We start from the raw sequence: 24,995 nt of genomic DNA, 5'->3' as shown, positions 1-24,995 counted from the left end.
ATAGATAATAATTCAATTAATTTATTTTATACCTAATATTTTTTTTGTACTTTCTGTAATCTTGAATCTATCATCTAAACGATTTCCTATAATTAAAATAATATATCCATTTCCATTAATTAATAACCATGTATGTTCTTTTTCCAAAAGAGAAAATTTTTTTTCCTTATAATATTTGCTTAATTTTTTTTTCCCTTTCATATTAAAAGGATAAAAAAAATCTCCTTTTCTCCATGTTCTTAATAATAATGGAAATTGAATTTTGTCAAAATCTATAAGAAACATATTTTTCCTATTTTCTTCTTCTGGATCATAAAAAATTTCCAGATCAACGGGTAAAAACATTTTATTAAAAACTTTGATATTTGATATTATATAAGTTTTATTTTGATTTTCTAATAATAATTGATGAGAAACTAAAATCCAATCATTTCTATTTTTAATAATTCGATATATTTTGGATATAAGTTGTTTTCCTGATTGTGCATCAATAAAATGTATCATACTGTTTATATTCCTAAATCCATAAGGAGAAAATAATTTAAATAAATAAAAAGACAAAGGTTTCAATTTTTTTATCTTTTTACATTCTATTTTCCAAAAAAATGGATTATCTTTTTTTTCTATTGTAATTTCTTTACGAATTTCTTCTATTTTTTCTTCTATTAGATAATTTTCATAATGAAGATAATTTATAGTTTTTTTTAATCCATTGTGAAATGAAAATGAAAAAGAATAATAAAATGTAGATAAAACTGAACGGATTTTATTTCTTAAATATTTCATTTCTTGGTTACTGCTATCCGACCTCCATTTTATATTTTTTATTTTCGCATAATGTAAAATTTCTTTTTTCGTGAAATCAGAAAGAGGACGAATAAATTTTTTATTTTTATTAGGGATTCCTAATAAACCTTTAATTCCCGTTCCCCTAAAAACGTTTATAAAAAAAGTTTCTATAGAATCATCAAAATGATGCCCTAATACCATGTATTCATATGAGTTCGTTTTTAACAATTCTTCGAACCAATCATATCTAAGCTTTCTAGCAGCCATTTGTATAGATAAATTATGTTTTTTAGAAAAATTAAAAGTGTCAAATTTTTTTACATGACATATTAAATTTCGTTTAAAACAAAAATTTCTTATAAAAATTTCATCTTCATTGGATTCTTGATCTCTTAAGGAAAAATTACAATGTGCTACCTCTGGTTCAATTTCAGAAATATTAAGTAATAAATTGAGAAGAACCATACTATCTAATCCTCCGCTCACAGCCACACATATTTTATTTTTCATTTTAAACGAATTAAACGAAAAATATTTTTTAATTTTATCCAAAAAAAAATGATGATATGATATTTTTTTCATAACTATTTTAACTAACTAATAGATTGAATGATCTCTTGAACTATATCGTTTTTAGATTTTCCAAATACATTTATTTTTTCTAAAGATTTTTCATAAAAATATGCTCTTTTAGATAAATGTTTTATAATAAATCTAAATAATTCACTTTTAGATAAATGAGAAATTAAAGGTCTTGTTTTTTTTTCTAAAAATAATCTTTTAAATAGAGTGTAACTCTCCGTTTTTAAATAAAATGTATTTGAATATTTGTTTAACAAATAAATATTATTATAAAAACAAGGAGTCCCCCCTCCAACTGATAAAACATATTTATTTTTTTGTTTCAAAATTTCTTTTAACATGGAGCGTTCTGTATTTCTAAAAAAAAATTCTCCTTCTTTCTTAAAAATATTACAAATAGAATCATTTTTTTTTTCAACAAGAAGAGCATCTAAATCATAAAAATCTAGATCTAACTCTTTAGATAGCATTTTTCCTACAGTCGTTTTTCCACTCCCCATATAACCAATTAAAGTGATTTTCATATAAAACATAAAAAATTATAGTATTTTTGCTTAAATTAAAATAGAATAGACCTGATAGCTCAGCTGGTAGAGCATTACACTTTTAATGTAAGGGTCCTGGGTTCGAATCCCAGTCAGGTCATTTTTTGGTTCATTTAAAAAATTTCTATAACAACAGGACAATGATCAGAATACTTTACTTCAGGCATGAGATAAGCATTTTTTATTTCTTTTTTTAATGAATGACTAACCATAGCATAATCAATTCTCCATCCTTTATTATTCTTTCTAGCGTTATAACGATAACTCCACCAACTATAATGATGCGCTTCGTGAACAAAATGTCTAAAACTATCTATAAATCCTAAGTTTAAAAAATGAGTCATCCACTTCCTTTCTTTTGGTAAAAATCCTGAAATTCTTTGATTTCGAATAGGATCATAAATATCTATTTCACGATGACAAATATTATAATCCCCACAAATAATGAGATTATTCAATTTATTTTTTATTTTTTTTGTATGTAAAAAAAATTCTTTCATAAAAAAAAATTTAAAATTCAATCTTTTCATCATATCATTTCCTGAAGGAATATAAAGACTGATTATTGAAAAATTTTCTAGATCTATACGTAATACTCTTCCTTCTTCATCCACAGAATCTAATCCTATTCCATATTCTATATGAATAGGTTTTTTTTTACATAAAATAGCCACTCCACTATATCCTTTTTTTTTTGAAGGTAACCAATAATGATTATAACCCAAATTTTCAAAAATACTCGTATTGACTTGTTCAGGAAAAGCTTTTATTTCTTGTAAACATAAAACATCTGGTTGACTTATTTTTATCCAATTCGATAATCCCTTATTAATTCCAGATCTAATTCCATTTATATTATAACTAATAATTTTCATTATTTTAAATTTTTATATAACTTTTGAATTTTTTAAAAATAGACATAAGTAATTTTAAAGGTTAATTATAAAATATTCAAAATAGTTTTTATATTTGCCATGGTGTATTAAAAATACACCAATTTGATCTACTAAAATTTAAAAAGCTTACTCTTGTAAGCTTTTATTATTTTTTCCTGTGTTGAACTATGGATAAACTTAAAATAGCGATTCAAAAATCGGGACGTCTTTATGAAGACTCTATTAAATTACTGAAAGATTGCAGCATTGAAGTTAATATTGGTATAGATAAGTTAAAAACAACAGCTCTTAATTTTCCACTAGAAGTACTTTTTCTTAGAGATGATGATATTCCTCAATATTTAGAAGATGGAGTAGCTGATATAGGAATTGTAGGAAAAAATGTTCTTTTAGAAAAAAGAAAAAAGATAAAAATTAAAGAAACTTTGGGGTTTGGAAAATGCAGGCTTTCTATAGCAGTTCCAAAATCTTTAGCTTACAATAATATTAATGATTTGGATGGAAAACGTATTGCTACAAGTTATCCTTTTTTAGTTAGGGAATTTTTCAAAAAAAGATATATAAAAGCAGAAATTCATGAGATATCTGGAGCTGTAGAAATTGCTCCTGGAATAGGTTTAGCGGATTGTATATGTGATTTAGTAAGTAGCGGATCCACGCTTTTTATGAACGGATTAAAAGAAGTAGAAACGGTTCTTCAATCCGAAGCGGTGTTAGCTTCTCACCTACATTTAGGTTCTCCACAAAACATTATAATGGAAAAATTATTATTTCGAATTAGAGCTGTAAAAAAAGCTAAAAATAATAAATATATTCTACTAAACGTTCACAATGAAAAATTAGAAAAAATAATATCTTATCTACCGGGAATTAAAAGTCCAGTTGTTCTACCTCTAGCAAATTCAGAATGTAGTTCTGTACATTCTGTAGTTAATGAAAATGATTTTTGGGGAATAATAGAAAATTTAAAAGCACTTGGAGCTCAAGATATATTGGTGCTTCCTATAGAAAAAATTATACTATAATATAATAAAATAGAAACATGGATATGATTCAAGTATATGTTCATCCTACATATGAAATATGGAAATCTATTTCGAATAGAACCGTGCAAAATATTTCTCATTTAACAAATTTAGTAGTTCCTATTATTGATAATGTTAAAGTTTATGGAGATGTAGCCTTAAAAACTTATACAAAAAAATATGATAATGCAGACATAAAATGTCTGCAAGTAACAGAAGAAGATTTCGAAAAAGCTGATATAAAAATTTCAAATCGTTTTAAAAAATCTATTGAAATTGCATATCGAAATATAAAACATTTTCATCAAAAACAAATCCATGAAGAGTCTTCAATAGAGATTTTAAAAGGAATTTATTGTTGGAGAAAAACCATTCCGATCGAAAAAGTAGGTTTTTATATTCCAGGAGGATCTGCTCCTTTATTATCTACTGTGTTAATGTTAGGAATTCCTGGAAAATTATCAGGATGTAAAAATATTATTTTATGTAGTCCACCAAATAAAGATGGAGAAATTCATCCCGCTATTTTATATACAGCTAAATATGTAGGAATCAAACGAATATATAAAGTAGGAGGAGCTCAAGCTATTGCATCTATGGCCTATGGTACAGAAACCATACCTTCTGTATACAAAATATTTGGTCCAGGAAATTCTTATGTTACAATCGCTAAACAAATTGTATCCCAAAGAGGAATCGTATCTATAGATATGCCAGCTGGGCCTTCGGAAGTAGCAATTATGGCTGATTATACAGCAAACCCAGAATATATTGCTGCTGATTTATTATCTCAATCAGAACATGATCCAGAAAGTTATATTCTTTTGGTGACTCCAAATAATCAATCTTGGATAGAAAAAGTTAAAAAAGAATTAAAAAAACAATTTTTAGATATTTCTAACAAGCGAGATATTATTGAAAGATCTTTGAAAAAAAGCAAAATAGTTGTTCTTACATCTTTAGATGAATGCTTGACTCTAATTAATCAAGTAGCTCCAGAACATTTTATTATCAATTGTAAGAATGCTTCCTTTTGGGCAGAAAAAGTAATTAATGCTGGATCTGTTTTTTTAGGAAATTATTCTCCAGTTAGTGCTGGAGATTATGCTTCTGGAACGAATCATGTACTTCCTACATATGGTTATGCTAAATCTTATAGTGGATTATCTATAGATAGTTTTGTAAAAAAAATTACTTTTCAAAAAATTTCTAAAAAAGGACTTAAAAATTTATCGGAATGTGTCAACGTTTTATCTTCTGAAGAAGGATTATTAGCACATAAAAAATCTATTAATATTCGGTTAAAAAATGAGTTTAAAAACGTAAATACATGAATAAGTTTAATTTAAATTCTATAATCAGAGATAATATTTTAAATATGGATCCTTATATATCTGCTAGAATAGAACATCATAAAGAAAAAAATTCTATTTTCTTAGATGCTAATGAAAATTCTTTCGGTTCTCCTTTATCTTTTTTAAATTCTTATAATAGATATCCGGATCCTTTGCAGAAAGAATTGAAAAAAAAAATATCAGAGTTTAAAAATGTATCTTCATCTCAAATATTTTTAGGAAATGGAAGTGATGAAATTATTGATTTAGTATATCGCATTTTTTCTCGTCCAGAAGTAGATCATGCTATTATTTTTCCTCCTACTTATGGAATGTATGAAGTCAGTGGAAAAATTCACGGAGTGGACATAATCAAAATCTTTCTTACAAAAGAAAACTATCAATTAAATTTAGGTGATATAGAAAAGGTTGTAAATACGAATAGTAAAATTATTTTTATTTGTTCTCCAAACAATCCTACTGGAAATGATCTTAAAAGAGAAGATATTGAAAATATAATAAAAAAATTTACAGGAATTGTTGTTTTGGATGAGGCATATATAGATTTTTCAAATCAGAAATCTTTTTCAAGAGAAATTGATCAATATCCAAATTTAATTATTCTGCAAACACTTTCTAAATCTTGGGGATTAGCAGGATTAAGAATAGGGATAGCTATTGCTTCTGAAGATATTATTCAATGGATGAATAAAGTAAAATATCCATATAATATCAGTCTTATTTCTCAAGAAATAGCTATTAAAGCTTTAGAAAATAGAGATTTATTTTTTTTTCATTTAAAAAATATTCTTTCAGAAAGAGAATATATGCGAGAGTCCTTAAATAAAATTCCTATTATACAAAAAATATATCCTAGTTCCGCTAATTTTTTATTAGTAAAAATAAATTCTTCCTCAAAAAACCTTTATCAATATCTAATGAAAAAAAAAATTGTTGTTAGAGACCGTTCAAAAATTATTCTATGTAATAATTGTTTAAGAATTACAATAGGAACTCATGAAGAAAATGAGTATTTGATAGATCAGATTCAAAAATACTCTATTCAAAAAATAAAAATGTGATGAAAAAAATATTGTTTATTGACAGAGATGGAACTATTGTACTAGAAAACCCTCCTACTTATCAAATTAATTCTATTGATCAAATTAATTTCTATCCAAAAGTTATATTTTTCTTATCAAAAATCGTTCAAGAACTAAATTACGATTTAGTTATGATATCTAATCAAGACGGTTTGGGAACAGATCAATTTCCTGATAAAATTTTTTGGCCTATACATAATCATATATTAAATGTTTTAAAAAATGAAGGAATTAATTTCATTTCTGTTCATATAGATAAAACTTTTCCAGAAGAAAAATCAAAAAATAGAAAACCTGGAATAGGAATGTTAACTAATTATTTAAAATCGGATTCTTACAATATATCCAAATCTTTTGTCATTGGGGATAGGTTAACAGATGTTTTACTCGCTAAAAATTTAGGATGCAAATCTATATGGATTAAAAATTGTCATCATTATAATAATCTAACACAAGAAGAAAAAAATTACTATTCTAATATAAATGAAAAAGATCTAAAAAAAACAATATCCTTAAAAACTGATAGTTGGGAAAAAATTTATGAATATTTATCATTAATCACTACGAAAAAGTTCGTTCATCAACGAATTACATTAGAAACAAATGTTAAAATCACTATTTCTCTTTATGGAAAAGGAAGAGCTCATATTCAAACAGGACTGGGATTTTTGGATCATCTTTTACAACAAATAGCATTTCATAGTTCTATAGATTTGAATATTCAAACTAAAGGAGATCTTTATGTCGATGATCATCATACTATAGAAGATATTGGTATTACTTTAGGTGAAATTTTTGATCAAGCTTTGGGAAATAAAAAAGGAATAGAACGTTATGGATTCTATTCTCTTCCTATGGATGATAGTTTATCTACAATTGCAATAGATCTTGGAGGAAGAAGTCAATTATTTTGGAGGGCAAAATTTTTTAGGGAAAAAATAGGGAAAGTTTCTACTGAAATGTTTTATCATTTTTTTAAATCCTTTTCTTTATCTGCTAAATGTAATTTACATATTCATGCTATAGGAAAAAATGATCATCACAAAATAGAATCTATTTTTAAATGTTTTGGAAGAGCTATTAAAATGGCAATACAAAAAAACTCTTATACTAAAATACCTAGTACTAAAGGTGTATTGTAAAAATATTAAAATATTATGAAAACGATTATCATAAAATACCCTGCAGGAAATGTGCAATCGGTTCTTTTTTCTTTAGATAGAATAGGAATACAAGCAAAAGTAACAGATTCTAAAGAATCGATTCAAAATGCAGAAAAAATTATCTTACCTGGTGTTGGAGAAGCTAATTTTGCTATGAAATATTTAAAAGAAAAAAAATTGGATTTACTTTTATCAAAATTAGAACAACCTGTATTGGGAATATGTTTAGGGATGCAATTACTTTGTAAATCTTCAGAAGAAAGAAACACTACATGCATAGGCGTTTTTGATTTATTGGTAAAAAAATTTAAATCTAGTGACAAAAATGAGAAAATCCCTCAAATAGGTTGGAACACTATTCATAAAATGAAAGGACCTTTATTTGAAAACATTCCAGACGGAAGTTATCAATATTTTGTTCATAGTTATTATGTTCCTCTAGGAAAATATACGACGGCAAAAACAGAATATATAATCAATTACAGTGCTGCGTTGCAAAAAAATAATTTTTATGCTGTACAATTTCATCCAGAAAAATCTTCTTATGTAGGACATAAAATATTAGAAAATTTTATTCGATTATAAATTTATGAAAATGGACATTATAGTAGCTATAGATTTGATTGACGGTAAATGTGTTAGATTAATACAAGGTGATTTTAAAAGAAAAAAAATTTATAATAAAGACCCATTAGAAGTAGCTTTTTTATTGGAAAGTCATGGAATATCTAGACTTCATTTAGTAGATTTAGATGGAGCAAAAAAAGGAAAAGTAGTTCATTGGAAAATTTTAGAAAAAATAGCTAGATATACACATTTAATTATAGATTTTGGAGGAGGAATTCATTCTGAAGAGGATATACGCACTGTATTTGAAAATGGAGCACATATGGCTACTATTGGAACCGTTGCTGTTCAAAAGCCTTTTCTTTTAAAAAAATGGATTTATACTTATGGTGGAGATAAAATATTATTAGGAGTAGACGTAAAAAATAATAAAATAGCAACTAACGGATGGACTAAATTCATTGATCTTCCATTTTTAGATTTTTTGAAAGAAAAAAGCATTCATGGTGTTAAAAAAATTTTTTGCACAGATATATCTAAAGATGGAGTTTTATCAGGCCCTTCTTTTCTTTTGTATAAAAAAATTATTGAAAAATTTCCAAATATTGAATTCATAGCAAGTGGAGGAATTAGTAATATGAATGATATAGACAAATTATATGATTTAGGTTGCAGTGGAGTCATTATTGGAAAAGCTGTGTATGAAAATAAAATATCATTATCCAATCTTAAAAATTGGAAAAAAAAGAAGAATAATAATCATTAAATATGTTAGCTAAACGTATTATCCCTTGTTTAGATATAAAAAATGGAAGAACAGTCAAAGGAGTAAATTTTAAACATTTAAAAGACGCTGGAGATCCCATACAATTAGTTTGTTGGTATACAAGACAAGGAGCAGACGAATTAATATTTTTGGATATAACAGCTACAAATGAAAAACGAAAAACATTAATTAGCTTAGTCAAAGATATTTCCCGTCATATAAATATTCCTTTTACAGTTGGTGGAGGAATTAAAGAAGAAAAAGATGTTGAACTTTTGTTAAATGCGGGAGCAGATAAAATATCTATAAACACTGCTGCTTTTAAAAATCCAAATCTTTTAGAGGATCTTTCTAAAAGATTTGGAAGTCAATGTATTGTATTAGCTATTGATACTAAATATGAAGATAAAGAATGGTGGGTCTATTTAAATGGAGGAAGGGTTTCTACTCGTACTAAAACCTTAGATTGGGCCAAGGAAGGAACAAATAGAGGAGCAGGTGAAATACTATTGACTTCAATGAATCATGATGGAACAAAGAATGGATTTGCGTTAGATATCACTAGAAAAATATCCGAAAATATTTCTACACCGGTTATCGCTTCAGGTGGAGCTGGAAAATTAGAAGATTTTTATAAAATTTTTGAAAAAGGAAAAGCAGATGCAGCTTTAGCTGCTAGTATATTTCATTATAGAGAAATAGAAATTTCAAAATTAAAATTTTATTTAAATCGTCTTTGTATTCCTGTAAGAACTACATAAAAAGACAAACATATAAAAAAAAGATGATAGATTTTAAAAAAGGTTTAATCCCCGCTATTGTTCAAGATTCAAAAACAGATAAGGTGTTAATGCTAGGTTATATGAATCAAGAAGCTTATCAAAAAAGTATTAATGAAAAAAAAGTAACTTTTTATAGCAGATCTAAAAAAAGATTATGGACTAAAGGAGAAATTAGTAAAAATTATCTTTTTATTGAAAATATATTAATAGATTGTGACGAAGACACATTATTAATCAAAGCAAAACCAGCAGGACCTACTTGTCATAAAGGATCGGATACATGTTGGAAAGAAATGAACAATAAAAATTTTCTCTTCTATTTAGAAGATATTATATCGCATAAAATTAATAAAAAACAAGAAAATTCTTATATATATCAATTATCAAAAAAAGGAATTAACAGAATATCCCAAAAATTAGGAGAAGAAACAATAGAACTTATCATTGAATCTAAAGATGATAACAAAAATTTATTTTTAAATGAATCTGCGGATTTACTTTTTCATTATCTTATTCTTTTGAAAAAAAAAGGTTTAAAAATACAAAACGTTATTAATATTTTGGAAAATAGACATTCAAAATCTTAAACTAAGGAATATTTAACATTTTATGAATTTGAAGAGATATTCTCCATTTAGGATTTTTTTTAATATAAGAAATTATTTTTGGAATAATTATAAAAATATTATTCCATTCTGGCTGTAAAAATAAGAAACAATTAGTAGATTCAATGAAATTCGCTTGTTCTTCTGCAAATAGAAAATCATTTTCATCCGAAATAACGACTTTCAATTCATTAATTTTTTTGTAATTTTCCTGTATAGGAAGTTTTATTTTTTTAGGAGAAATTGTAATCCAATCCACATATTTTTCTTTTATAAAGTAAGATCCTGAAGTTTCAATATGAATGCGATATCCTTTCCTTTTTAGTTCTTTAACTAAAGGATATAAATTCCACATCATGGGTTCTCCTCCAGTAATTACAACAGTTTTTACTTTATGATCGTTAACCTTACTAACAATTTCATAAATTGAAACAAAATCCTTTTTTTTTATATTCCAACTTTCTTTAGTATCGCACCAATTGCATTTTATATTACATCCTTCAAAACGAATGAAATACGCAGCTATTCCACAATAATAACCTTCCCCTTGAATAGAATAAAATGATTCTTTTATAGGATAGCTGATTTCTTTCATTTATCTTTCTGTCTGTTATTTAATGCTGCCATTAAAGTATTTTTAAGTAACATTACGCGAGTCATAGGTCCCACTCCTCCTGGAACAGGGGTTAAATAAGAAGCTTTTCCATAAACACTATAGAAATCAACATCTCCTAGTATTTTTTTTTCATTACTATGTATTCCCACATCTATAACAATGGCTCCTTTTTTAATCATTTCTCCTTTAAGAAAACCTGGAATTCCTACCGCTACTATAATAATATCAGCTTGTTTAGTATAATATTCTATATTTGGAGTTTTACTGTGTGTAAGTGTTACCGTACTATTACCAAAATTACTTTTTCTACTCATAAGTATACTAATTGGCCTTCCCACTATTCTACTTCTCCCAATTATTACAGTATATTTTCCAGATATTTTAATTTTATATCTTTCTAAAAGAGTTAATATTCCCAATGCTGTAGCAGGAAAAAAAGTTTTTATATCCAAAGCCATTTTTCCAAAATTTTCAGGATGAAATCCATCCACATCTTTTTTAGGATTAATAGATAAAATTATTTTATCTTGATTTATATTTTTTTCCAGAGGAAACTGTACAATAAAACCATCTATATGTGGATTTTTATTCATTTTTTTGATCTCTTCCAACAATTCGTTTTCCAAACTATTTATAGGTAAATGTATTAAAGAATATTTGATTCCAATATTTTTACATTCTTTAATTTTATTGTTAACATATGTTATGCTAGAACTGTTATTTCCTGTTAAAATAATTCCAAGATGAGGAATTCGTTTATCTTTATTTAAAATTTCTTTTTCTATTATCTTAGATATTTCATTTCTTATTTCTTTAGCTATTAAATTTCCATATAATAATTTAGTAGTCATTTCCTAATTTCTATTTCTTTTGTTAATTGAAGAAACTCTTTTACAGATAATTCTTCTGCTCTTTTATCTAAAAATGGAATTCTGTTAAAATTTGAAATATGGTTGAATAATTGTAGAGAATTTTTCAACTTTTTTCTTCTTTGATTAAAAGCTACTTTAACACATTGAAACAACATATTTTTATTACAGTAAACAGTTTCATTCTTTCTTTTTAAAGAAATTACTGCAGATTGTACATTAGGTGTTGGAAAAAACACCTTTTCTTTTACAGTAAAAAGATATTTCACATCATAAAATGTTTGAACTAAAACTGATAAAATTCCATAAGTTTTTTTTCCTTTATGAGATGTGATTCGTTTTGCTACCTCTTTTTGAAACATGCCAATGCATTCTGGAATGTATTGATTATATTTTAATATATGAAATAATATTTGAGAAGAAATATTATAAGGAAAATTACCAATAATTGCAAAATTTTTTAATTTCATTTCTTCAGGATTCCATTTCAAAAAATCTCTATGAATAATTCGATTTTTTGAAATGGAAAAATTTTTTTTTAAAAAAGAAATTAATTCTTCATCAATTTCTATTAAAAAAATATGATTACATGGATTAATTAACAAATATTGAGTAAGGATCCCTAATCCAGGTCCAACCTCTACTACTGTATTATAATTTTTAAAAGAAAGATGATTAACAATTTTTTTGGCTATATTATGATCTTTTAAAAAATGTTGATCAAATTTTTTTTTAAAAAAAAGTTTATGCATTTGCATTATATATGCAAATATAAAAAAAATATTATTTGTATCTTGTGCATTTTATTGTGTATAAAAACGCAATTAATTAAAAATAAGATTTTAGTTAGTTTTTAATATGCTTCAAATCTCTTTCATACGAAGAAATAAAGAAAAAGTTTTATTGGGATTGGAAAAACGTAATTTTCATAAATTACATTTAATAAATGAGATATTAATTTTAGACGAAAAAAAAAAAGTAATTCAAAATGTTTTAAATAAAATATCGGAAAAAGAAAATTTTTTTTCAAAAAAAATAGGAAAAATTTTAAATTCATGCAATGATGATTCTCAAATCAAATTTTTAAAAGAAAAATCTGTTTTTCTAAAAACAGAAAAAAAGAATATTAATATCCGATTAAAAAAAGTTTCTGAAATTTTAGAAAAAAAACTGAATCAAATTCCTAATATTCCTGATGAAGAAATAGATAAAAATTCTAATAAAAATAATGTTCTTTTTCAAGAAGGTAAAATTCATTCTTCCGTTATAGATCCACTCCCTCATTGGGAATTATCGAAAAAATTTTGTTTATTTGATTCGAATTTAGGAACACAAATATGTGGTCCTGGTTTCTCGGTTTATATGGGAAAAGGAGCTAAGTTACAAAGAAGTTTAATTCAATACTTTCTAGACAAAAATATACAAGCTTCGTATAAAGAATATAGTTTACCTTATCTTATTAATGAAAAATCTGGATATGCTACAGGACAAATTCCAGATAAAGAAAATCAAATGTATTTCATAGAAAAAGATGATTTTTATTTGATTCCTACTGGAGAAATACCTCTTATGAACTGTTATAGAGATAGAATCTTTACAGATTTAGATCTTCCTATTAAAGCAACTACTTACACTTCTTGCTTCAGAAGAGAAGCCGGCTCTTATGGTTCAAAAGTTAGAGGATTAAATAGATTGCATCAATTTGAAAAAGTGGAAATTATTCAAATTACTACACCAGATTCTTCTTCTTATTCTCTGAAAGAAATGATTTTACATGTAAAAAATATTTTACAATCTTTAAATTTACCTTTTCGTCTTGTTCGTTTAAGTGGGACAGATCTTGGATTTTCTTCTGCTATAACTTATGATTTTGAAGTTTATTCTATAGCACAAAAAAAATGGCTAGAAGTAAGTTCTATATCAAATTGTACTAATTTTCAATCTAATCGATTACACCTTCGATATAAAACTGTTACAGGTAATATAGAATTATGTCATACTCTTAATGGAAGCGCTTTAGCTTTACCACGAATTATGGCCACTTTATTAGAAAATAATCAAACTGAAAATCAAATTAATATTCCCAAAGTTTTAGTTCCTTATACAGAATTTGATCATATTAAGTAAAAATTTTTATGTTATGAAAGTGACTGAGCATATAGTTAAAGCAAAGAAAAGTTTATTTTCTTTTGAAATATTACCTCCTTTAAGAGGTCGTGATATTAAAGACATTTTTTCTACTTTAGATCCATTAATGGAATTTTGTCCTCCTTTTATTGATGTGACCTATCATCGTGAAGAATTTATTTATGTGGAAAAAGATAATGGACTTTTACAGAGGAGAAAAATTTCAAGACGTCCAGGAACTGTAGGGATTTGTGCTGCTATTATGAATAAATATGGAGTGGATGCGGTTCCTCATTTAATTTGTGGAGGTTTTAGTAAACAAATGACAGAAAATGCTTTAATAGATCTTAATTTTTTGGGAATAGATAACGTTTTAGTTCTTAGAGGAGATCCTTTAAAATCTGAAAAAAATTTTCTTGCGCAAAAAGATGGACACAAATATGCAATAGAACTTGTAAAACAAATTAAAGATTTAAATATAGGAAACTATCTCGATAAAACTTTTGTTGAACAAAAAGAATCTCCATTATTTGATTTTTGCATTGGAATAGCTGGATATCCAGAAAAACATTTAGAAGCTCCAAATATAGAAAGTGATTTATTTTTTCTTAAAAAAAAAGTAGAAGCAGGAGCGGATTATATTGTGACTCAAATGTTCTTTGACAATAAGAAATTTTTTTCTTTTGTAAAAAAATGTAGATTAAAAGGTATTTCTGTTCCTATCATACCTGGAATTAAGCCTATTTCTTCTAAAATACAATTAAACAGTCTTCCATCTCGTTTTTATTTAAATATTCCTGATGAATTAGTAAAAGAAGTCATAAAAGCGAAAGATAAAAAAAATGTATCTCATATTGGGATTGAATGGGCTATTCATCAATCTAAAGAATTAAAAAATTCTGGCGTGGAAGTGATTCATTATTATACCATGGATAGACCAGAAAATATTTACAAAATTGTTCAAGCTATTTATTAAAAAAATTTAAATATTTAAATAAAGAGTTTTTTTAATAGTATAAATTATTTTCTCTTCATTAGGAAACCAAGTTTTTACTAAATTAGATGCGTAAGGAGCAGGAGTATCTAACAAAGATACTCTATTAATAGGAGCATCAAGATAATCAAATGCTTTTTTTTGTATAAAATATGAAATTTCAGAAGCAATAGATGAAAAAGGCCATGATTCTTCTAAAATTACTAAACGATTAGTTTTTTTTACAGAAAAAAGAATAGATTCATAATCTAATGGTCGTATGGTTCGAATATCTATGACTTCTACACTAATATTTTCTTGATCTAATCTATGTGCAGCACTTAAAGCTATTTTCATAATCTTTCCAAAAGATACTAAACTAATATCAGTTCCTTCTTTTTTTACATCTGCTTTACCAATAGGTAGAATATATTCTTCATCTGGAATCATCATTTTATCTCCATACATTTGTTCAGATTCCATAAAAATTACTGGATTATTATCTCTGATAGCGGATTTCAAAAGACCTTTTGCATCGTAAGGATTGCATGGAATAACTACTTTTAATCCAGGACAACTTGCATACCAACTTTCAAAAGATTGAGAATGTGTGGCACCTAATTGTCCGGCAGATCCAGTAGGACCTCTAAAAACAATTGGAATATTCCATTGTCCTCCACTCATATAACGTATTTTTGCTGCATTGTTAATAATTTGATCCATAGCAACTAAAGAAAAATTAAAAGTCATGAACTCAATAATCGGTCTACATCCATTCATAGCAGATCCTACCCCAATTCCAGAAAATCCTAATTCTGATATAGGAGTATCAATGACTCTTTTTGGCCCAAATTCTTCTAGCATTCCTTTAGAAGCTTTGTAAGCTCCATTATATTGAGCGACTTCTTCTCCCATGAGATAAACAGTATCATCTCTTCTCATTTCTTCACTCATAGCTTCTGCTATAACTTCACGAAAACTCTTTTCTTTCATATCATAATATAATTATTTATAATGAGGGGTCAGTTTCATATTCATAAAAATATAAAAAAAACAACGGAAAAGAAAGCAGGCTTTCTTTTCCGTTCTGTACGTTAAAAAAAAATATTCAATCAGTTAGTTGAATTTTTATTTTCTTTTTCCTTTTGTTTTCTAAAAAAGAATTCTTGTTTTTTTTGTAAAATTTCTTTTTCATTCATAGCATCTGATATTGTTCTTGACAATTTATGCAAAAAGATATTTTTATCTTTAAGTATTTTTAATTTTTCTTTTCCAAATTTTTTTTCATCTTCAAAATCTTTTTTGGCTTTTTCTTGTTCTTTTGTTCCTAGAGGTAGAGATCTCATGATGATTTTTCTTCTTTTAATTTCTTCCGCAATTTCCTTTTGTAATTCTACCATTCTAGATAATTCGTCATAATGTTTGATATTCTCTTCTTTTAATTTTTCTATTTTATATTCGGCATCTTTGATTTGTCTAGATAGATCTTCTGGGTCTATCTCATCTAGATTAAAATTATTGTTTTCATCATCAGGGTTTTCAGAATTATTAGGATTTGAATTTGTATCTGTATTTGTAGTCGTGCTAGGAGTTTGTGAAGGAGTAGAGTTTGAAGCTATAGAAGGAGGATCAGGAACAGAAGGGGTTTCTACATTGGTATTCTTGTTCACGCCAGGTTCTTCTTCACCTGAAGAAGTTATATCATCATTACAAGAAATAATGAATCCTAACGCTATAAAAATTGTTGGGATCAAAAATCTAAAAGAAGTATTCATAATAAAAATTTTTAATATTATTATTAAATATATAAAAAAAAATTATTACATATAATAAGAATTTTATTATATTATTAATAGAACAATAAATGAGAAAAACATCCTTATTTAGTATATTTGGGTACAGTATATATATTTATTATAAAATTTATATGTTCTTATGGATCAATTTATTAAGTTAACTATACGGGGGATATCTTTAAGTCAAATACAATCTGGAATATATGTTTTGTTGCTTGAAGAAGAATCTGGTAGGATAAAACTTCCGATTATTATAGAGAGTTTACAAGCTCAGTCTATTGCTTATGCTTTAGGAAAAAAAGATCCATCTAGATCTTTCACGCATGATTTATTTCTTTCTTTTGCAAAAGAATTTCATATTAGATTGAAAGCGGTAGTTATATATAAACTAATAAATGGAATATTTTTTTCTTATATCTTATTAGAAGGAGATTACATAGAAGAAGAAGGTAAAATTAAGAAAAAAGAACACAAAATAGATTCTAAAACATCAGATGCTGTTGCTTTAGCAGTACGGTTTAAAGCTCCTATTTATACAACAAGAGAAATTTTTGATAAAGCTGGCATTTATTTTGAAAATGGATTTCCTATTGACAAAGAAAAAGAAAATGATGTTACTGAAACAGAAATAGAAAATAGCGGTCTTCTTTTTTTTAAAGAAAAAAGCCAACGAGATTTAGAAAATATGACAGAAAAAGATTTGAATGCTTTATTAAATCATGCGGTAGTCAATGAATGTTATGAGCTTGCAGCGCGAATAAAAAAAGAATTAGATAGAAGAGAATAATTATTTTTTTCTTTCAAATCTAATAAAACTGTAGTTAAATAAATGATGTCTGTCTTTTTCATAAATAAATTCATATATTTTTTTCCATTTTTTTGGATCTATTTTTGGAAATTTAGCATCTCCATGAAATTTTTCATGAACGAGTGTTAGTTCTATAATCTGTGCTTTTTCAATTGTGGAAGCATATGTTTTTTCTCCTCCTATGATAAATATTTTTTTGTATGTTAAATTTTTTATTTCTTTTATAGAAGAAACAATTTTAATATTTTTATTATTTTCTAAACATAAAAAGTTTATTTTATTTCTTGTTAGTATAATATTCCTTCTTTCCGGAAGGATTTTTCCAATAGAATCGAAAGTTTTTCTTCCCATCAGAACTGTTTCTCCCGTAGTTAAATCCTTAAAACGTTTTAAATCATTAGGTAAATGCCACATTAATTGGTTATTTTTTCCTATAAATCCATTTTTTGAAACAGCAGCAATCAGGATAAATTTCATGATTATTTCAATTTTTTTTATATTTTTAAATTTATGGATATTCCAATCAAATATGATCCCCAATCCGTGGAAAAAAAAAGATATCATTATTGGATGAGAGGGAATTATTTTTCATCTTATCCAGATGATAGGGTGCCTTATACTATAGTAATGCCTCCTCCAAATGTTACTGGAGTTCTTCATATAGGCCATATGCTGAATAATACTATTCAAGATGTTTTGATTAGATATGCTAGAATGAAAGGATATAATGCTTGTTGGATTCCAGGAACGGATCATGCATCCATTGCTACGGAGGCTAAAGTTGTTCATCAATTGAAAAAAAGAGGATTATCCAAGATTTTTATGGGAAGAAAAAAATTTTTGTATCATGTAATGGAATGGTCTAATAAACATAAAAACATTATTTTTGATCAACTTAAAAAATTGGGGTGTTCATGTGATTGGAATCGTACTCAATTTACGATGAGTCCAAAATTATCTCAATCTGTCACAAAAGTTTTTATTGATTTGTATGAAAAAGGCTACATATATAGAGATTATCATGTCGTTAATTGGGATCCAGATGCAAAAACTACTCTTTCTGATGAAGAAGTTATTTATAAAGAACATATTGGAAAACTTTATTACTTGAAATATCAAATAAAAGGAGAAAAAAATTACGTTACTGTAGCTACAACTCGTCCTGAAACTATATTTGGGGATACAGCTATTTGTTTTCATCCAGATGATTATCGTTATTATCATTTAAAGGATAAATATGCTAAAATTCCAATAATTAATAGATATATTCCAATTATACAAGATTCATATGTAGATCCTAATTTTGGAACTGGATGTTTAAAAATAACTCCGGCTCATGATAAACATGACAAAAATATAGCAGATAAACATAAATTAGAGGTTATAGACATTTTCAATGAAAATGCAACTTTAAATGAAAAAGGTCTTCATTATAAAGGGATGGATCGTTTTAAAGTAAGAAAAGAAATCATTGAAGAACTCAAAAAGTTGGAAGTTGTAAAAAATATAGAAAAATTTAATCATAAAATCGGTTTTTCGGAACGAACTTTATCAGTAGTAGAACAAAGACTATCTCTACAATGGTTTTTAAAAATGAAAAAAATATCTATTCCTGCTGTAGAAGCTGTAAAAAATGGAGATATTCAATTTTATCCTAAAAAATTTTGTAAAACTTATTTAAAATGGATGAGTCAAATTCGTGATTGGAATATATCTAGACAATTATGGTGGGGACATCGTATTCCTGTCTATTATTATGGAAAAAAACCTAATGATTTTGTAGTTGCAGAAAATTTAAAAAAAGCATTAGAAAAAGCGAGAGATAAAAGTAAAAATCCATATTTAAATCATAATGAAATATGGCAGGATCCGGATGTTTTAGATACTTGGTTTTCTTCTTGGTTATTACCTTTATCTGTATTTGATGGAATTCATCGTCCTCATAATCATGAAATTTATTATTACTATCCTACTGAAGAGATAGTGACAGGTTCAGATATATTATTTTTTTGGGTAGCACGTATGATTATGTCTGGTTTTTTATTAAAAAATTATAAACCCTTTAAAAGGGTTTATTTTACTGGAATTGTTAGAGATTATAAAAATAATAAAATATCAAAATCATTAAATAACTCTCCAAATCCCATAGATTTGATTAATCAATATGGGGCGGATGCTGTTCGTATGGTACTTATGCTTAATAATAGTGCAGGAAAAGATTTTCATTTTGAAGAAAAAATATGTTTACAAGGAAGAAATTTTTCTAATAAAATATGGAATGCTTTTCGTTTAATCCAAAGTTGGAAAATAATAAAAAATAAAGATGTTCCTGATTCTTCTTTACTTGCTGTAAAGTGGTTAAAAAATCGTTTTTATTATGTTTTGGATATTTTTGAAAACTCTTTTAAAGAGTATAAATTGGATGAATCATTAATGATTTTGTATAAATTTATTTGGGACGATTTTTGTTCTTGTTTTCTTGAGATTATTAAGCCTATTTCTGGAAATAAATCTGTTTCAGAAATAATATATTTAAATACTATTAAATTTTTTGAAAAAATATTGAAATTATTACATCCATATATGCCCTTTATTTCAGAAGAAATATGGAATCTTCTTAAAAAAAGAGACACCAAAGAAGCTTTAATTATTTCTTCTTGGCCTAAGAAAAAATTTTATGACTATAATATTTTACTTTCTTTCGAAAAAACTATCGAAATAATATCTAAAATACGAAATATTAGAAATCAGAATTATATTTCTCATCAAAAAAGTCTGGTTTTGTTTTCTATGAGAAAAAAAGAAAAAGAAGAAAAAGAATATGATTCCATTATATTAAAATTAGCTAATTTAGCTAAAATAATTCCTGTGTTAGAAGAACCTAAAAATGTACCGTTTTTTTCTTTTTTTTTAGATACAGATCAATTTTTTTTATCCTTAGATCATAAAAAATATTGTTCGAACCATCATGATATTGTTAAAATTGAAAATAAAATTCAATATTTTAATAATTTATTGTCTATTATTAGAAAAAATTTATATAACAATAAATATGTGACTTCTGTTCCAGAAAGTTTACTTTTGAGAGAAAGAAAAAAAGAGAATGATATATTAAATAAAATCACTCAACTCAATAAACATTTGGAATATCTAAAAAAAATTAGATGAAATTACCAACTACTACTACTACCTCCTCCTCCAAAATTTCCACCTTCTCCAAATCCGTCAAAATTATCATCATGGTCATGACGATAATTTTGATTTCTGAATAAAAAATTTGTTAAAAATAACGTGCATAATGAAGCATCTGTTGTTTTTTTCATAAAAAAGAAATAAAATAAAAAAAACATAATCAAAAAAAGACTAATATTAGTTAATAAACTCCATGCAGAAAAAACTTTATTACTCTGTTTTTTTTGATATTTTTTCTTTAAAATTTGAAATATTTCTTGAGTCCCATAATCTATAGCTTGATAATAAAGATTATTTTTTAATATAGGTTTCATTTTTTTTATAATCTTCATAGTTAAAAAATCGGTGAGATAAGGTTCTATCCCATATCCGTTTTGGATAGATACTTTTCTATCATAAATGGATAACAATATGACTATGCCATTATTTTTATGAAATTTTCCAATTTTCCATTTTTCTCCCCATTGAGAAGCAAATAAATTTGGATCTTCACCATGAAGACTCTGAATAATAGGAACTAAAATTTCTGTTGATGTTCTTTTAGAATAAGAAATAAGCTTTATATTTAATTTTTCTATTTGTTTTTTAGATAAAACTCCTGCATAATCCTGTATAGGATATATTTTTTTTGGAGCTTTAGGGACATACATTTGTCCCCGTACCAAATTTGAACAAATTGTACAAAAAAAAATCAAAATAATTAAAATAGATCGAATAATTTTTTTCATGATTGTTTTTGAATTGATTTTCTTTTAATCCATCTATTTTGATTTACTATTTATCTCATTTCATTATCATAAATGAAAATATAAATTAAAATTAATTTAACTCGAAAAATCTATAATTGGAGACTTTTTGGATCCTATTTGAGATTGAAAATATCCCTTTTCTTGAAATTGATAAAAAAAGTTTGCAATTATAATTTTTGGAAATTGGTTTCTATAAGTGTTGAAACTGTTTACTTTATCATTGAAACGATTTCTTTCTACATTGATTCGGTTTTCTGTTCCTTCTAATTGATTTTGTAATTCATAAAAATTTTGCGTTGACTTAAGATTAGGATAATTTTCCACAATCAATAGCAATCTACTGACAGAATTATTTAAGTGATTTTGTATTTGTTGAAATTTATTTATTTGATCTTGATTTAAATCGTTTCTATTTATAGAAATAGAAGTAGCTTTACCTCTTGCTTCTATGATTTGATTCAGTGTATTTTTTTCAAAATTAGCAGATCCTTTGACTGTATTTACCAAATTTGGAATTAAGTCTACTCTACGCTGATAAACATTTTCTACTTGACCCCATTGTGTTTTAATACTTTCGTTGAGTTTAACTAGTTGATTGTATGTGTTAGCTATCCATAATACAGTTATAAATATTAAAATCAAAATGAAAGAAATAGCTATAAAAAATTTTTTTTTCATGCGAGAAAAAAATTTAATTAATTACAAATTTTATTTAAAAAAAATTTCTCTATTAGAAAAATGAAACAAACTTTCTTCAAAAGCGTTTTGATTATTATCAGATCCATGTATAGCGTTTTTTTCTAAAGATGAGGCATATAAATTTCGTATAGTTCCTTCTTTTGCATGTATTGGATTAGTATTTCCTATCAAAATTCTAAAATCTTTTACAGCATTTTCTTTTTGTAAGATTACAGAAACAATTGGACCAGAAGACATAAATTTTATTAAAGATTCGAAAAATAACTTATTTTTATGTTCTGCATAAAATTTTTTAGCTGATGTTTTGGAAAGTTCGGTCATTTTTAACGCTATAATGTGAAAACCAGAATGAACTATTTTAGATAAAATAGGGACAATATATCCTTTTTTCACCGCATCCGGCTTTATAATAGAAAGAGTGATTTTTCCAAACATATGATTAATCATATAGTTTCTATTTCAATTGAAAAATATTTAAAATTAAATAAAGAAATTCATAAATGAAAATTTCTATATTTTCATATACATATAAAAAAAATGATAGATTAGTTTATGAATTATAATAATAAAAAATATGGAGATGATGAGGATTTCTTTTTTGATTTTGATTCATTTAAAAAAATAGTTTTAAATGATTACAAATTAGCACGAATTAGTCGTGAAACTAGCATTTTAGGTCGTAAAGAAGTTCTAAATGGAAGAGCGAAATTTGGAATATTTGGAGATGGAAAAGAAATTCCTCAATTAGCCATGGCAAAAGTTTTTAAAAATGGAGATTATAGATCTGGATATTATCGGGATCAAACATTTATGATGGCTATTGGAGTTTTAACTGTAAAAAGTTTTTTCTCGCAATTATATGCTCATTCAGATGTAAAAGCAGAGCCAGTTTCGTCTGGTAGAATGATGAACGCTCATTTTGGAACACGTTTTTTGAATGAGGATGGAAATTGGAAAAATCTTATTAAACAAAAAAATTCTAGTGCAGATATTTCTTCTACTGCGGCTCAAATGCCTAGATTATTAGGATTAGCTCAGGCTTCTAAAATTTATAAAGAACTAAAAAATTTAAAAGAAACACATAAGATGTTTTCTCATAATGGAAATGAAGTCGCATTCGGAACTATTGGAAACGCTAGTATTTCTGAAGGATTATTTTGGGAAACATTAAATGCTGCTTCAGTATTACAAATTCCGATTATACTTTCTATTTGGGATGATGAGTATGGAATATCTGTTCCGAATAAGTACCAATTTTCAAAACGAAATATTAGCGATCTTTTATCTGGTTTTCATAGAAATAAAAAAGAAAAAGGAATAGAAATTATTCGTGTCAATGGATCTAATTACATAGATCTTACAAAAACATATGTTAAAGCAGATCAAATAGCTCGTAATGAACATGTTCCCGTAATCATCCATGTTACAAATTTAACTCAACCTCAAGGACATTCTACTTCTTCTTCACATGAAAGATATAAATCAAAAGAACGTTTAGAATGGGAAATTAATAATGACGGAATCAAAAAATTTAGAGATTGGATTTTGAATTTTAAATTCAGAATTAATCAAAAAGATTATCGTGAAATAGCGAATACTGTCTTTTTGGATAAAATAGATATAGAAGCCAGAGAATATGTCGAAAATGAAAAAGAAAAAGCTTGGGAAGCATTTCAAAAACCTATCCTTAAAATTAAGAATGAAGCTGTAAGTTTTTTGTGTAAAATGCAAGATACTTATACAGAAAAAAAATGGGTAAACAAATATGTTCAAAAATATATTAAAGAATTACACAATACAAATAAAAGTTATCCTACAAAAAAATCAATATTTCGCATTGCTAGAAAAGCATTATATCTTTTATCAGAAGTTAAGTCTGATACAAAAGATTGTCTGATAGAATGGATTAAAAAAAAATATCACGAAGAACAAGAAAATTACTCTTCACATTTATATAGTGTTTCTGAAAAAGCTTCTGTCAAAAAAAAAGAAGTTTTTCCTGTATACAAGACTAACTTTGAGGTAGTAGATGGAAGAATTGTATTAAGAGAAAATTTTGATAAATTGTTGGAATTACATCCTGATCTTTTAATTTTTGGAGAAGATGTCGGAAAAATAGGAGATGTAAATCAAGGATTAGAAGGTTTGCAAAAAAAATATGGAAAAATTCGTGTTTTCGATACAGGAATACGTGAGGCCACTATTATTGGTCAAGGAATTGGTCTTGCAATGCGAGGGCTTCGTCCTATAGTTGAAATTCAATACATAGACTATATTTTATACGCTTTACAAATTATAAGTGATGACCTTGCTTCTTTGCAATACAGAACGAAAGGAGGACAAAAAGCCCCTGTTATTATTAGAACTCGAGGACATCGTTTAGAAGGTATATGGCATTCTGGTTCTCCAATGGGTGGAATTATCAATTATTTAAGAGGAGTTTTAGTGCTTGTTCCAAGAAATATGGTAAAAGCGGCTGGATTTTATAATACTTTATTATCTGGAGATGATCCTGCTTTGGTTGTTGAATGTCTTAATGGATATAGAATAAAAGAAAAATTACCAAATAATTTGGGTTTGTTCAGAACTCCTATTGGAATAGTAGAAAGAACAAGAAAAGGAAAAGATATTACTATGGTTACTTATGGATCTACATGGAGAATTGTTAATGAAGCAGCAGAAGAGTTGTGTAAGATTAATATAGAACCTGAAATAATTGATATTCAATCTCTTATACCTTTTGATTTACAAAAAAATATTGTGAAAAGTTTACAAAAAACCAATAGATTATTGATAATAGATGAAGATGTTCCAGGAGGAGCGTCTGCTTATATTTTACAGAAAATATTAGAGGAACAAAATGGATATTATTATTTAGACAGTCCACCTGTTACAATAACAGCTCAAGAACATCGTCCTCCTTATGGATCTGATGGAGATTATTTTTCAAAACCTTCTGTTGAAAATATTGTAGAAAAAGTATTAGAAATAATGAATGATAGTTAGAAA

At 26.2% G+C, this 24,995-nt stretch carries 25 protein-coding genes and 1 tRNA gene; 14 read left to right on the top strand and 12 right to left on the bottom strand.

The annotated features are described in order from the left end of the window. Window positions 1–21: 21 nt before the first annotated feature. Together tilS and H0H74_RS01055 are read right to left on the bottom strand one after the other, a co-directional pair. Window positions 22–1,299 carry a tRNA lysidine(34) synthetase TilS gene (gene tilS, locus H0H74_RS01060; RefSeq protein WP_238784105.1) on the bottom strand — a complete coding sequence of 426 codons (1,278 nt, stop codon included), beginning with the start codon at window positions 1,297–1,299 and terminating at the stop codon, window positions 22–24. A gap of 83 nt (window positions 1,300–1,382) precedes the next feature. Further along, a complete protein-coding gene (locus H0H74_RS01055) occupies window positions 1,383–1,895 on the bottom strand; it encodes a shikimate kinase (RefSeq protein WP_185849410.1) in 513 nt (170 codons plus the stop codon). A gap of 48 nt (window positions 1,896–1,943) precedes the next feature. Here H0H74_RS01055 and H0H74_RS01050 point away from each other — a divergent pair. Beyond that, window positions 1,944–2,016 (top strand) — tRNA-Lys (locus H0H74_RS01050). Between the two features lie 13 nt (window positions 2,017–2,029). Here H0H74_RS01050 and H0H74_RS01045 read toward each other — a convergent pair. Beyond that, window positions 2,030–2,791, bottom strand: coding sequence for an exodeoxyribonuclease III (locus H0H74_RS01045; protein ID WP_185849409.1), 762 nt, complete (start codon window positions 2,789–2,791; stop codon window positions 2,030–2,032). 188 nt (window positions 2,792–2,979) lie between these two features. Between H0H74_RS01045 and hisG the strand changes: the two genes are divergently transcribed. Genes hisG through hisIE form a run of 8 tightly spaced genes read left to right on the top strand, consistent with a single transcriptional unit; the run spans window position 2,980 to window position 10,139 of the window. Continuing rightward, window positions 2,980–3,837: an ATP phosphoribosyltransferase gene (hisG, locus tag H0H74_RS01040; protein WP_185849408.1), complete on the top strand. Its 858-nt coding sequence runs from the start codon at window positions 2,980–2,982 to the stop codon at window positions 3,835–3,837. A gap of 17 nt (window positions 3,838–3,854) precedes the next feature. Further along, complete coding sequence (gene hisD / locus H0H74_RS01035; RefSeq protein WP_185849407.1) at window positions 3,855–5,171, top strand: histidinol dehydrogenase; 1,317 nt, start codon at window positions 3,855–3,857, stop codon at window positions 5,169–5,171. After that, the gene (gene hisC / locus H0H74_RS01030; protein ID WP_185849406.1) at window positions 5,168–6,253 is read left to right on the top strand and encodes a histidinol-phosphate transaminase; all 1,086 of its coding nucleotides are present in this window, start codon (window positions 5,168–5,170) and stop codon (window positions 6,251–6,253) included. The genes hisD and hisC overlap by 4 nt, the downstream gene beginning before the upstream one ends. Beyond that, a complete protein-coding gene (gene hisB / locus H0H74_RS01025) occupies window positions 6,253–7,416 on the top strand; it encodes a bifunctional histidinol-phosphatase/imidazoleglycerol-phosphate dehydratase HisB (protein ID WP_185849405.1) in 1,164 nt (387 codons plus the stop codon). Before hisC ends, hisB begins: the two co-directional genes overlap by 1 nt. Before the next feature lie 15 nt (window positions 7,417–7,431). After that, complete coding sequence (gene hisH, locus H0H74_RS01020; protein ID WP_185849404.1) at window positions 7,432–8,022, top strand: imidazole glycerol phosphate synthase subunit HisH; 591 nt, start codon at window positions 7,432–7,434, stop codon at window positions 8,020–8,022. 10 nt (window positions 8,023–8,032) lie between these two features. Next, entirely contained in the window at window positions 8,033–8,770 is a 738-nt protein-coding gene (hisA, locus tag H0H74_RS01015) for a 1-(5-phosphoribosyl)-5-[(5-phosphoribosylamino)methylideneamino]imidazole-4-carboxamide isomerase (RefSeq protein WP_185849496.1), read from the top strand. Window positions 8,771–8,772: 2 nt separating this feature from the next. Further along, window positions 8,773–9,531, top strand: a complete 759-nt coding sequence (hisF, locus tag H0H74_RS01010) for an imidazole glycerol phosphate synthase subunit HisF (protein ID WP_185849403.1) — start codon at window positions 8,773–8,775, stop codon at window positions 9,529–9,531. Window positions 9,532–9,554: 23 nt separating this feature from the next. After that, the gene (gene hisIE / locus H0H74_RS01005; RefSeq protein WP_185849402.1) at window positions 9,555–10,139 is read left to right on the top strand and encodes a bifunctional phosphoribosyl-AMP cyclohydrolase/phosphoribosyl-ATP diphosphatase HisIE; all 585 of its coding nucleotides are present in this window, start codon (window positions 9,555–9,557) and stop codon (window positions 10,137–10,139) included. Window position 10,140: 1 nt separating this feature from the next. Here hisIE and H0H74_RS01000 read toward each other — a convergent pair whose 3' ends face one another. Genes H0H74_RS01000 through rsmA form a run of 3 tightly spaced genes read right to left on the bottom strand, consistent with a single transcriptional unit; the run spans window position 10,141 to window position 12,394 of the window. Further along, the gene (locus H0H74_RS01000) at window positions 10,141–10,752 is read right to left on the bottom strand and encodes a 7-carboxy-7-deazaguanine synthase QueE (RefSeq protein WP_185849401.1); all 612 of its coding nucleotides are present in this window, start codon (window positions 10,750–10,752) and stop codon (window positions 10,141–10,143) included. After that, the gene (locus H0H74_RS00995) at window positions 10,749–11,624 is read right to left on the bottom strand and encodes a bifunctional 5,10-methylenetetrahydrofolate dehydrogenase/5,10-methenyltetrahydrofolate cyclohydrolase (protein ID WP_185849400.1); all 876 of its coding nucleotides are present in this window, start codon (window positions 11,622–11,624) and stop codon (window positions 10,749–10,751) included. The genes H0H74_RS01000 and H0H74_RS00995 overlap by 4 nt, the downstream gene beginning before the upstream one ends. Then, a complete protein-coding gene (gene rsmA, locus H0H74_RS00990) occupies window positions 11,621–12,394 on the bottom strand; it encodes a 16S rRNA (adenine(1518)-N(6)/adenine(1519)-N(6))-dimethyltransferase RsmA (protein ID WP_185849495.1) in 774 nt (257 codons plus the stop codon). The genes H0H74_RS00995 and rsmA overlap by 4 nt, the downstream gene beginning before the upstream one ends. Window positions 12,395–12,500: 106 nt before the next feature. Between rsmA and serS the strand changes: the two genes are divergently transcribed. Further along, window positions 12,501–13,769, top strand: a complete 1,269-nt coding sequence (gene serS / locus H0H74_RS00985; protein ID WP_185849399.1) for a serine--tRNA ligase — start codon at window positions 12,501–12,503, stop codon at window positions 13,767–13,769. A 13-nt stretch (window positions 13,770–13,782) separates the two neighbouring features. Continuing rightward, window positions 13,783–14,745 (top strand): methylenetetrahydrofolate reductase [NAD(P)H], encoded by a 963-nt coding sequence (metF, locus tag H0H74_RS00980; protein ID WP_185849398.1) that lies wholly within the window; start codon window positions 13,783–13,785, stop codon window positions 14,743–14,745. Window positions 14,746–14,751: 6 nt separating this feature from the next. Here metF and H0H74_RS00975 read toward each other — a convergent pair whose 3' ends face one another. Both H0H74_RS00975 and H0H74_RS00970 read right to left on the bottom strand, forming a co-directional pair. After that, the gene (locus H0H74_RS00975; RefSeq protein ID WP_185849397.1) at window positions 14,752–15,735 is read right to left on the bottom strand and encodes a pyruvate dehydrogenase complex E1 component subunit beta; all 984 of its coding nucleotides are present in this window, start codon (window positions 15,733–15,735) and stop codon (window positions 14,752–14,754) included. 119 nt (window positions 15,736–15,854) lie between these two features. Beyond that, window positions 15,855–16,517 carry a hypothetical protein gene (locus tag H0H74_RS00970; RefSeq protein ID WP_185849396.1) on the bottom strand — a complete coding sequence of 221 codons (663 nt, stop codon included), beginning with the start codon at window positions 16,515–16,517 and terminating at the stop codon, window positions 15,855–15,857. A gap of 160 nt (window positions 16,518–16,677) precedes the next feature. Here H0H74_RS00970 and H0H74_RS00965 point away from each other — a divergent pair, with 160 nt between their 5' ends. After that, a complete protein-coding gene (locus H0H74_RS00965) occupies window positions 16,678–17,325 on the top strand; it encodes a bifunctional nuclease family protein (protein ID WP_185849395.1) in 648 nt (215 codons plus the stop codon). On the opposite strand, the gene H0H74_RS00960 is transcribed toward H0H74_RS00965, so the two are convergent. Continuing rightward, window positions 17,326–17,823: a dihydrofolate reductase gene (locus tag H0H74_RS00960; protein ID WP_185849394.1), complete on the bottom strand. Its 498-nt coding sequence runs from the start codon at window positions 17,821–17,823 to the stop codon at window positions 17,326–17,328. 33 nt (window positions 17,824–17,856) lie between these two features. On the opposite strand from H0H74_RS00960, the gene H0H74_RS00955 reads away from it, so the two are divergent. After that, window positions 17,857–20,514: a valine--tRNA ligase gene (locus H0H74_RS00955; protein WP_185849393.1), complete on the top strand. Its 2,658-nt coding sequence runs from the start codon at window positions 17,857–17,859 to the stop codon at window positions 20,512–20,514. 2 nt (window positions 20,515–20,516) lie between these two features. Here H0H74_RS00955 and H0H74_RS00950 read toward each other — a convergent pair whose 3' ends face one another. The 3 genes from H0H74_RS00950 to ndk form a co-directional block, all read right to left on the bottom strand. Then, window positions 20,517–21,266, bottom strand: a complete 750-nt coding sequence (locus H0H74_RS00950) for a TPM domain-containing protein (RefSeq protein ID WP_185849392.1) — start codon at window positions 21,264–21,266, stop codon at window positions 20,517–20,519. 96 nt (window positions 21,267–21,362) lie between these two features. Continuing rightward, the gene (locus H0H74_RS00945; protein WP_185849391.1) at window positions 21,363–21,965 is read right to left on the bottom strand and encodes a LemA family protein; all 603 of its coding nucleotides are present in this window, start codon (window positions 21,963–21,965) and stop codon (window positions 21,363–21,365) included. Window positions 21,966–21,995: 30 nt separating this feature from the next. Next, window positions 21,996–22,421, bottom strand: coding sequence for a nucleoside-diphosphate kinase (gene ndk / locus H0H74_RS00940; protein ID WP_238784104.1), 426 nt, complete (start codon window positions 22,419–22,421; stop codon window positions 21,996–21,998). Window positions 22,422–22,538: 117 nt separating this feature from the next. Between ndk and H0H74_RS00935 the strand changes: the two genes are divergently transcribed. Continuing rightward, window positions 22,539–24,992: an alpha-ketoacid dehydrogenase subunit alpha/beta gene (locus H0H74_RS00935; protein ID WP_185849389.1), complete on the top strand. Its 2,454-nt coding sequence runs from the start codon at window positions 22,539–22,541 to the stop codon at window positions 24,990–24,992. The last annotated feature ends 3 nt before the right edge of the window (window positions 24,993–24,995 follow it).

The organism is Blattabacterium cuenoti (assembly GCF_014251315.1).
In the GTDB taxonomy this organism is placed as follows: Bacteria; Bacteroidota; Bacteroidia; order Flavobacteriales; family Blattabacteriaceae; genus Blattabacterium; species Blattabacterium cuenoti_AJ.
Note: the sequence above shows the minus strand (reverse complement) of the source record. Positions and strands in the feature narration are given on the sequence as shown.

Coding starts and splice junctions, on each gene's coding strand:
- tilS (WP_238784105.1), bottom strand. CDS start 1,299: ATGAAAAATAAAATATGTGTGGCTGTGAGCGGAGGATTAGATAGTATG.
- H0H74_RS01055 (WP_185849410.1), bottom strand. CDS start 1,895: ATGAAAATCACTTTAATTGGTTATATGGGGAGTGGAAAAACGACTGTA.
- H0H74_RS01045 (WP_185849409.1), bottom strand. CDS start 2,791: ATGAAAATTATTAGTTATAATATAAATGGAATTAGATCTGGAATTAAT.
- hisG (WP_185849408.1), top strand. CDS start 2,980: ATGGATAAACTTAAAATAGCGATTCAAAAATCGGGACGTCTTTATGAA.
- hisD (WP_185849407.1), top strand. CDS start 3,855: ATGGATATGATTCAAGTATATGTTCATCCTACATATGAAATATGGAAA.
- hisC (WP_185849406.1), top strand. CDS start 5,168: ATGAATAAGTTTAATTTAAATTCTATAATCAGAGATAATATTTTAAAT.
- hisB (WP_185849405.1), top strand. CDS start 6,253: ATGAAAAAAATATTGTTTATTGACAGAGATGGAACTATTGTACTAGAA.
- hisH (WP_185849404.1), top strand. CDS start 7,432: ATGAAAACGATTATCATAAAATACCCTGCAGGAAATGTGCAATCGGTT.
- hisA (WP_185849496.1), top strand. CDS start 8,033: ATGGACATTATAGTAGCTATAGATTTGATTGACGGTAAATGTGTTAGA.
- hisF (WP_185849403.1), top strand. CDS start 8,773: ATGTTAGCTAAACGTATTATCCCTTGTTTAGATATAAAAAATGGAAGA.
- hisIE (WP_185849402.1), top strand. CDS start 9,555: ATGATAGATTTTAAAAAAGGTTTAATCCCCGCTATTGTTCAAGATTCA.
- H0H74_RS01000 (WP_185849401.1), bottom strand. CDS start 10,752: ATGAAAGAAATCAGCTATCCTATAAAAGAATCATTTTATTCTATTCAA.
- H0H74_RS00995 (WP_185849400.1), bottom strand. CDS start 11,624: ATGACTACTAAATTATTATATGGAAATTTAATAGCTAAAGAAATAAGA.
- rsmA (WP_185849495.1), bottom strand. CDS start 12,394: ATGCATAAACTTTTTTTTAAAAAAAAATTTGATCAACATTTTTTAAAA.
- serS (WP_185849399.1), top strand. CDS start 12,501: ATGCTTCAAATCTCTTTCATACGAAGAAATAAAGAAAAAGTTTTATTG.
- metF (WP_185849398.1), top strand. CDS start 13,783: ATGAAAGTGACTGAGCATATAGTTAAAGCAAAGAAAAGTTTATTTTCT.
- H0H74_RS00975 (WP_185849397.1), bottom strand. CDS start 15,735: ATGAAAGAAAAGAGTTTTCGTGAAGTTATAGCAGAAGCTATGAGTGAA.
- H0H74_RS00970 (WP_185849396.1), bottom strand. CDS start 16,517: ATGAATACTTCTTTTAGATTTTTGATCCCAACAATTTTTATAGCGTTA.
- H0H74_RS00965 (WP_185849395.1), top strand. CDS start 16,678: ATGGATCAATTTATTAAGTTAACTATACGGGGGATATCTTTAAGTCAA.
- H0H74_RS00960 (WP_185849394.1), bottom strand. CDS start 17,823: ATGAAATTTATCCTGATTGCTGCTGTTTCAAAAAATGGATTTATAGGA.
- H0H74_RS00955 (WP_185849393.1), top strand. CDS start 17,857: ATGGATATTCCAATCAAATATGATCCCCAATCCGTGGAAAAAAAAAGA.
- H0H74_RS00950 (WP_185849392.1), bottom strand. CDS start 21,266: ATGAAAAAAATTATTCGATCTATTTTAATTATTTTGATTTTTTTTTGT.
- H0H74_RS00945 (WP_185849391.1), bottom strand. CDS start 21,965: ATGAAAAAAAAATTTTTTATAGCTATTTCTTTCATTTTGATTTTAATA.
- ndk (WP_238784104.1), bottom strand. CDS start 22,421: ATGTTTGGAAAAATCACTCTTTCTATTATAAAGCCGGATGCGGTGAAA.
- H0H74_RS00935 (WP_185849389.1), top strand. CDS start 22,539: ATGAATTATAATAATAAAAAATATGGAGATGATGAGGATTTCTTTTTT.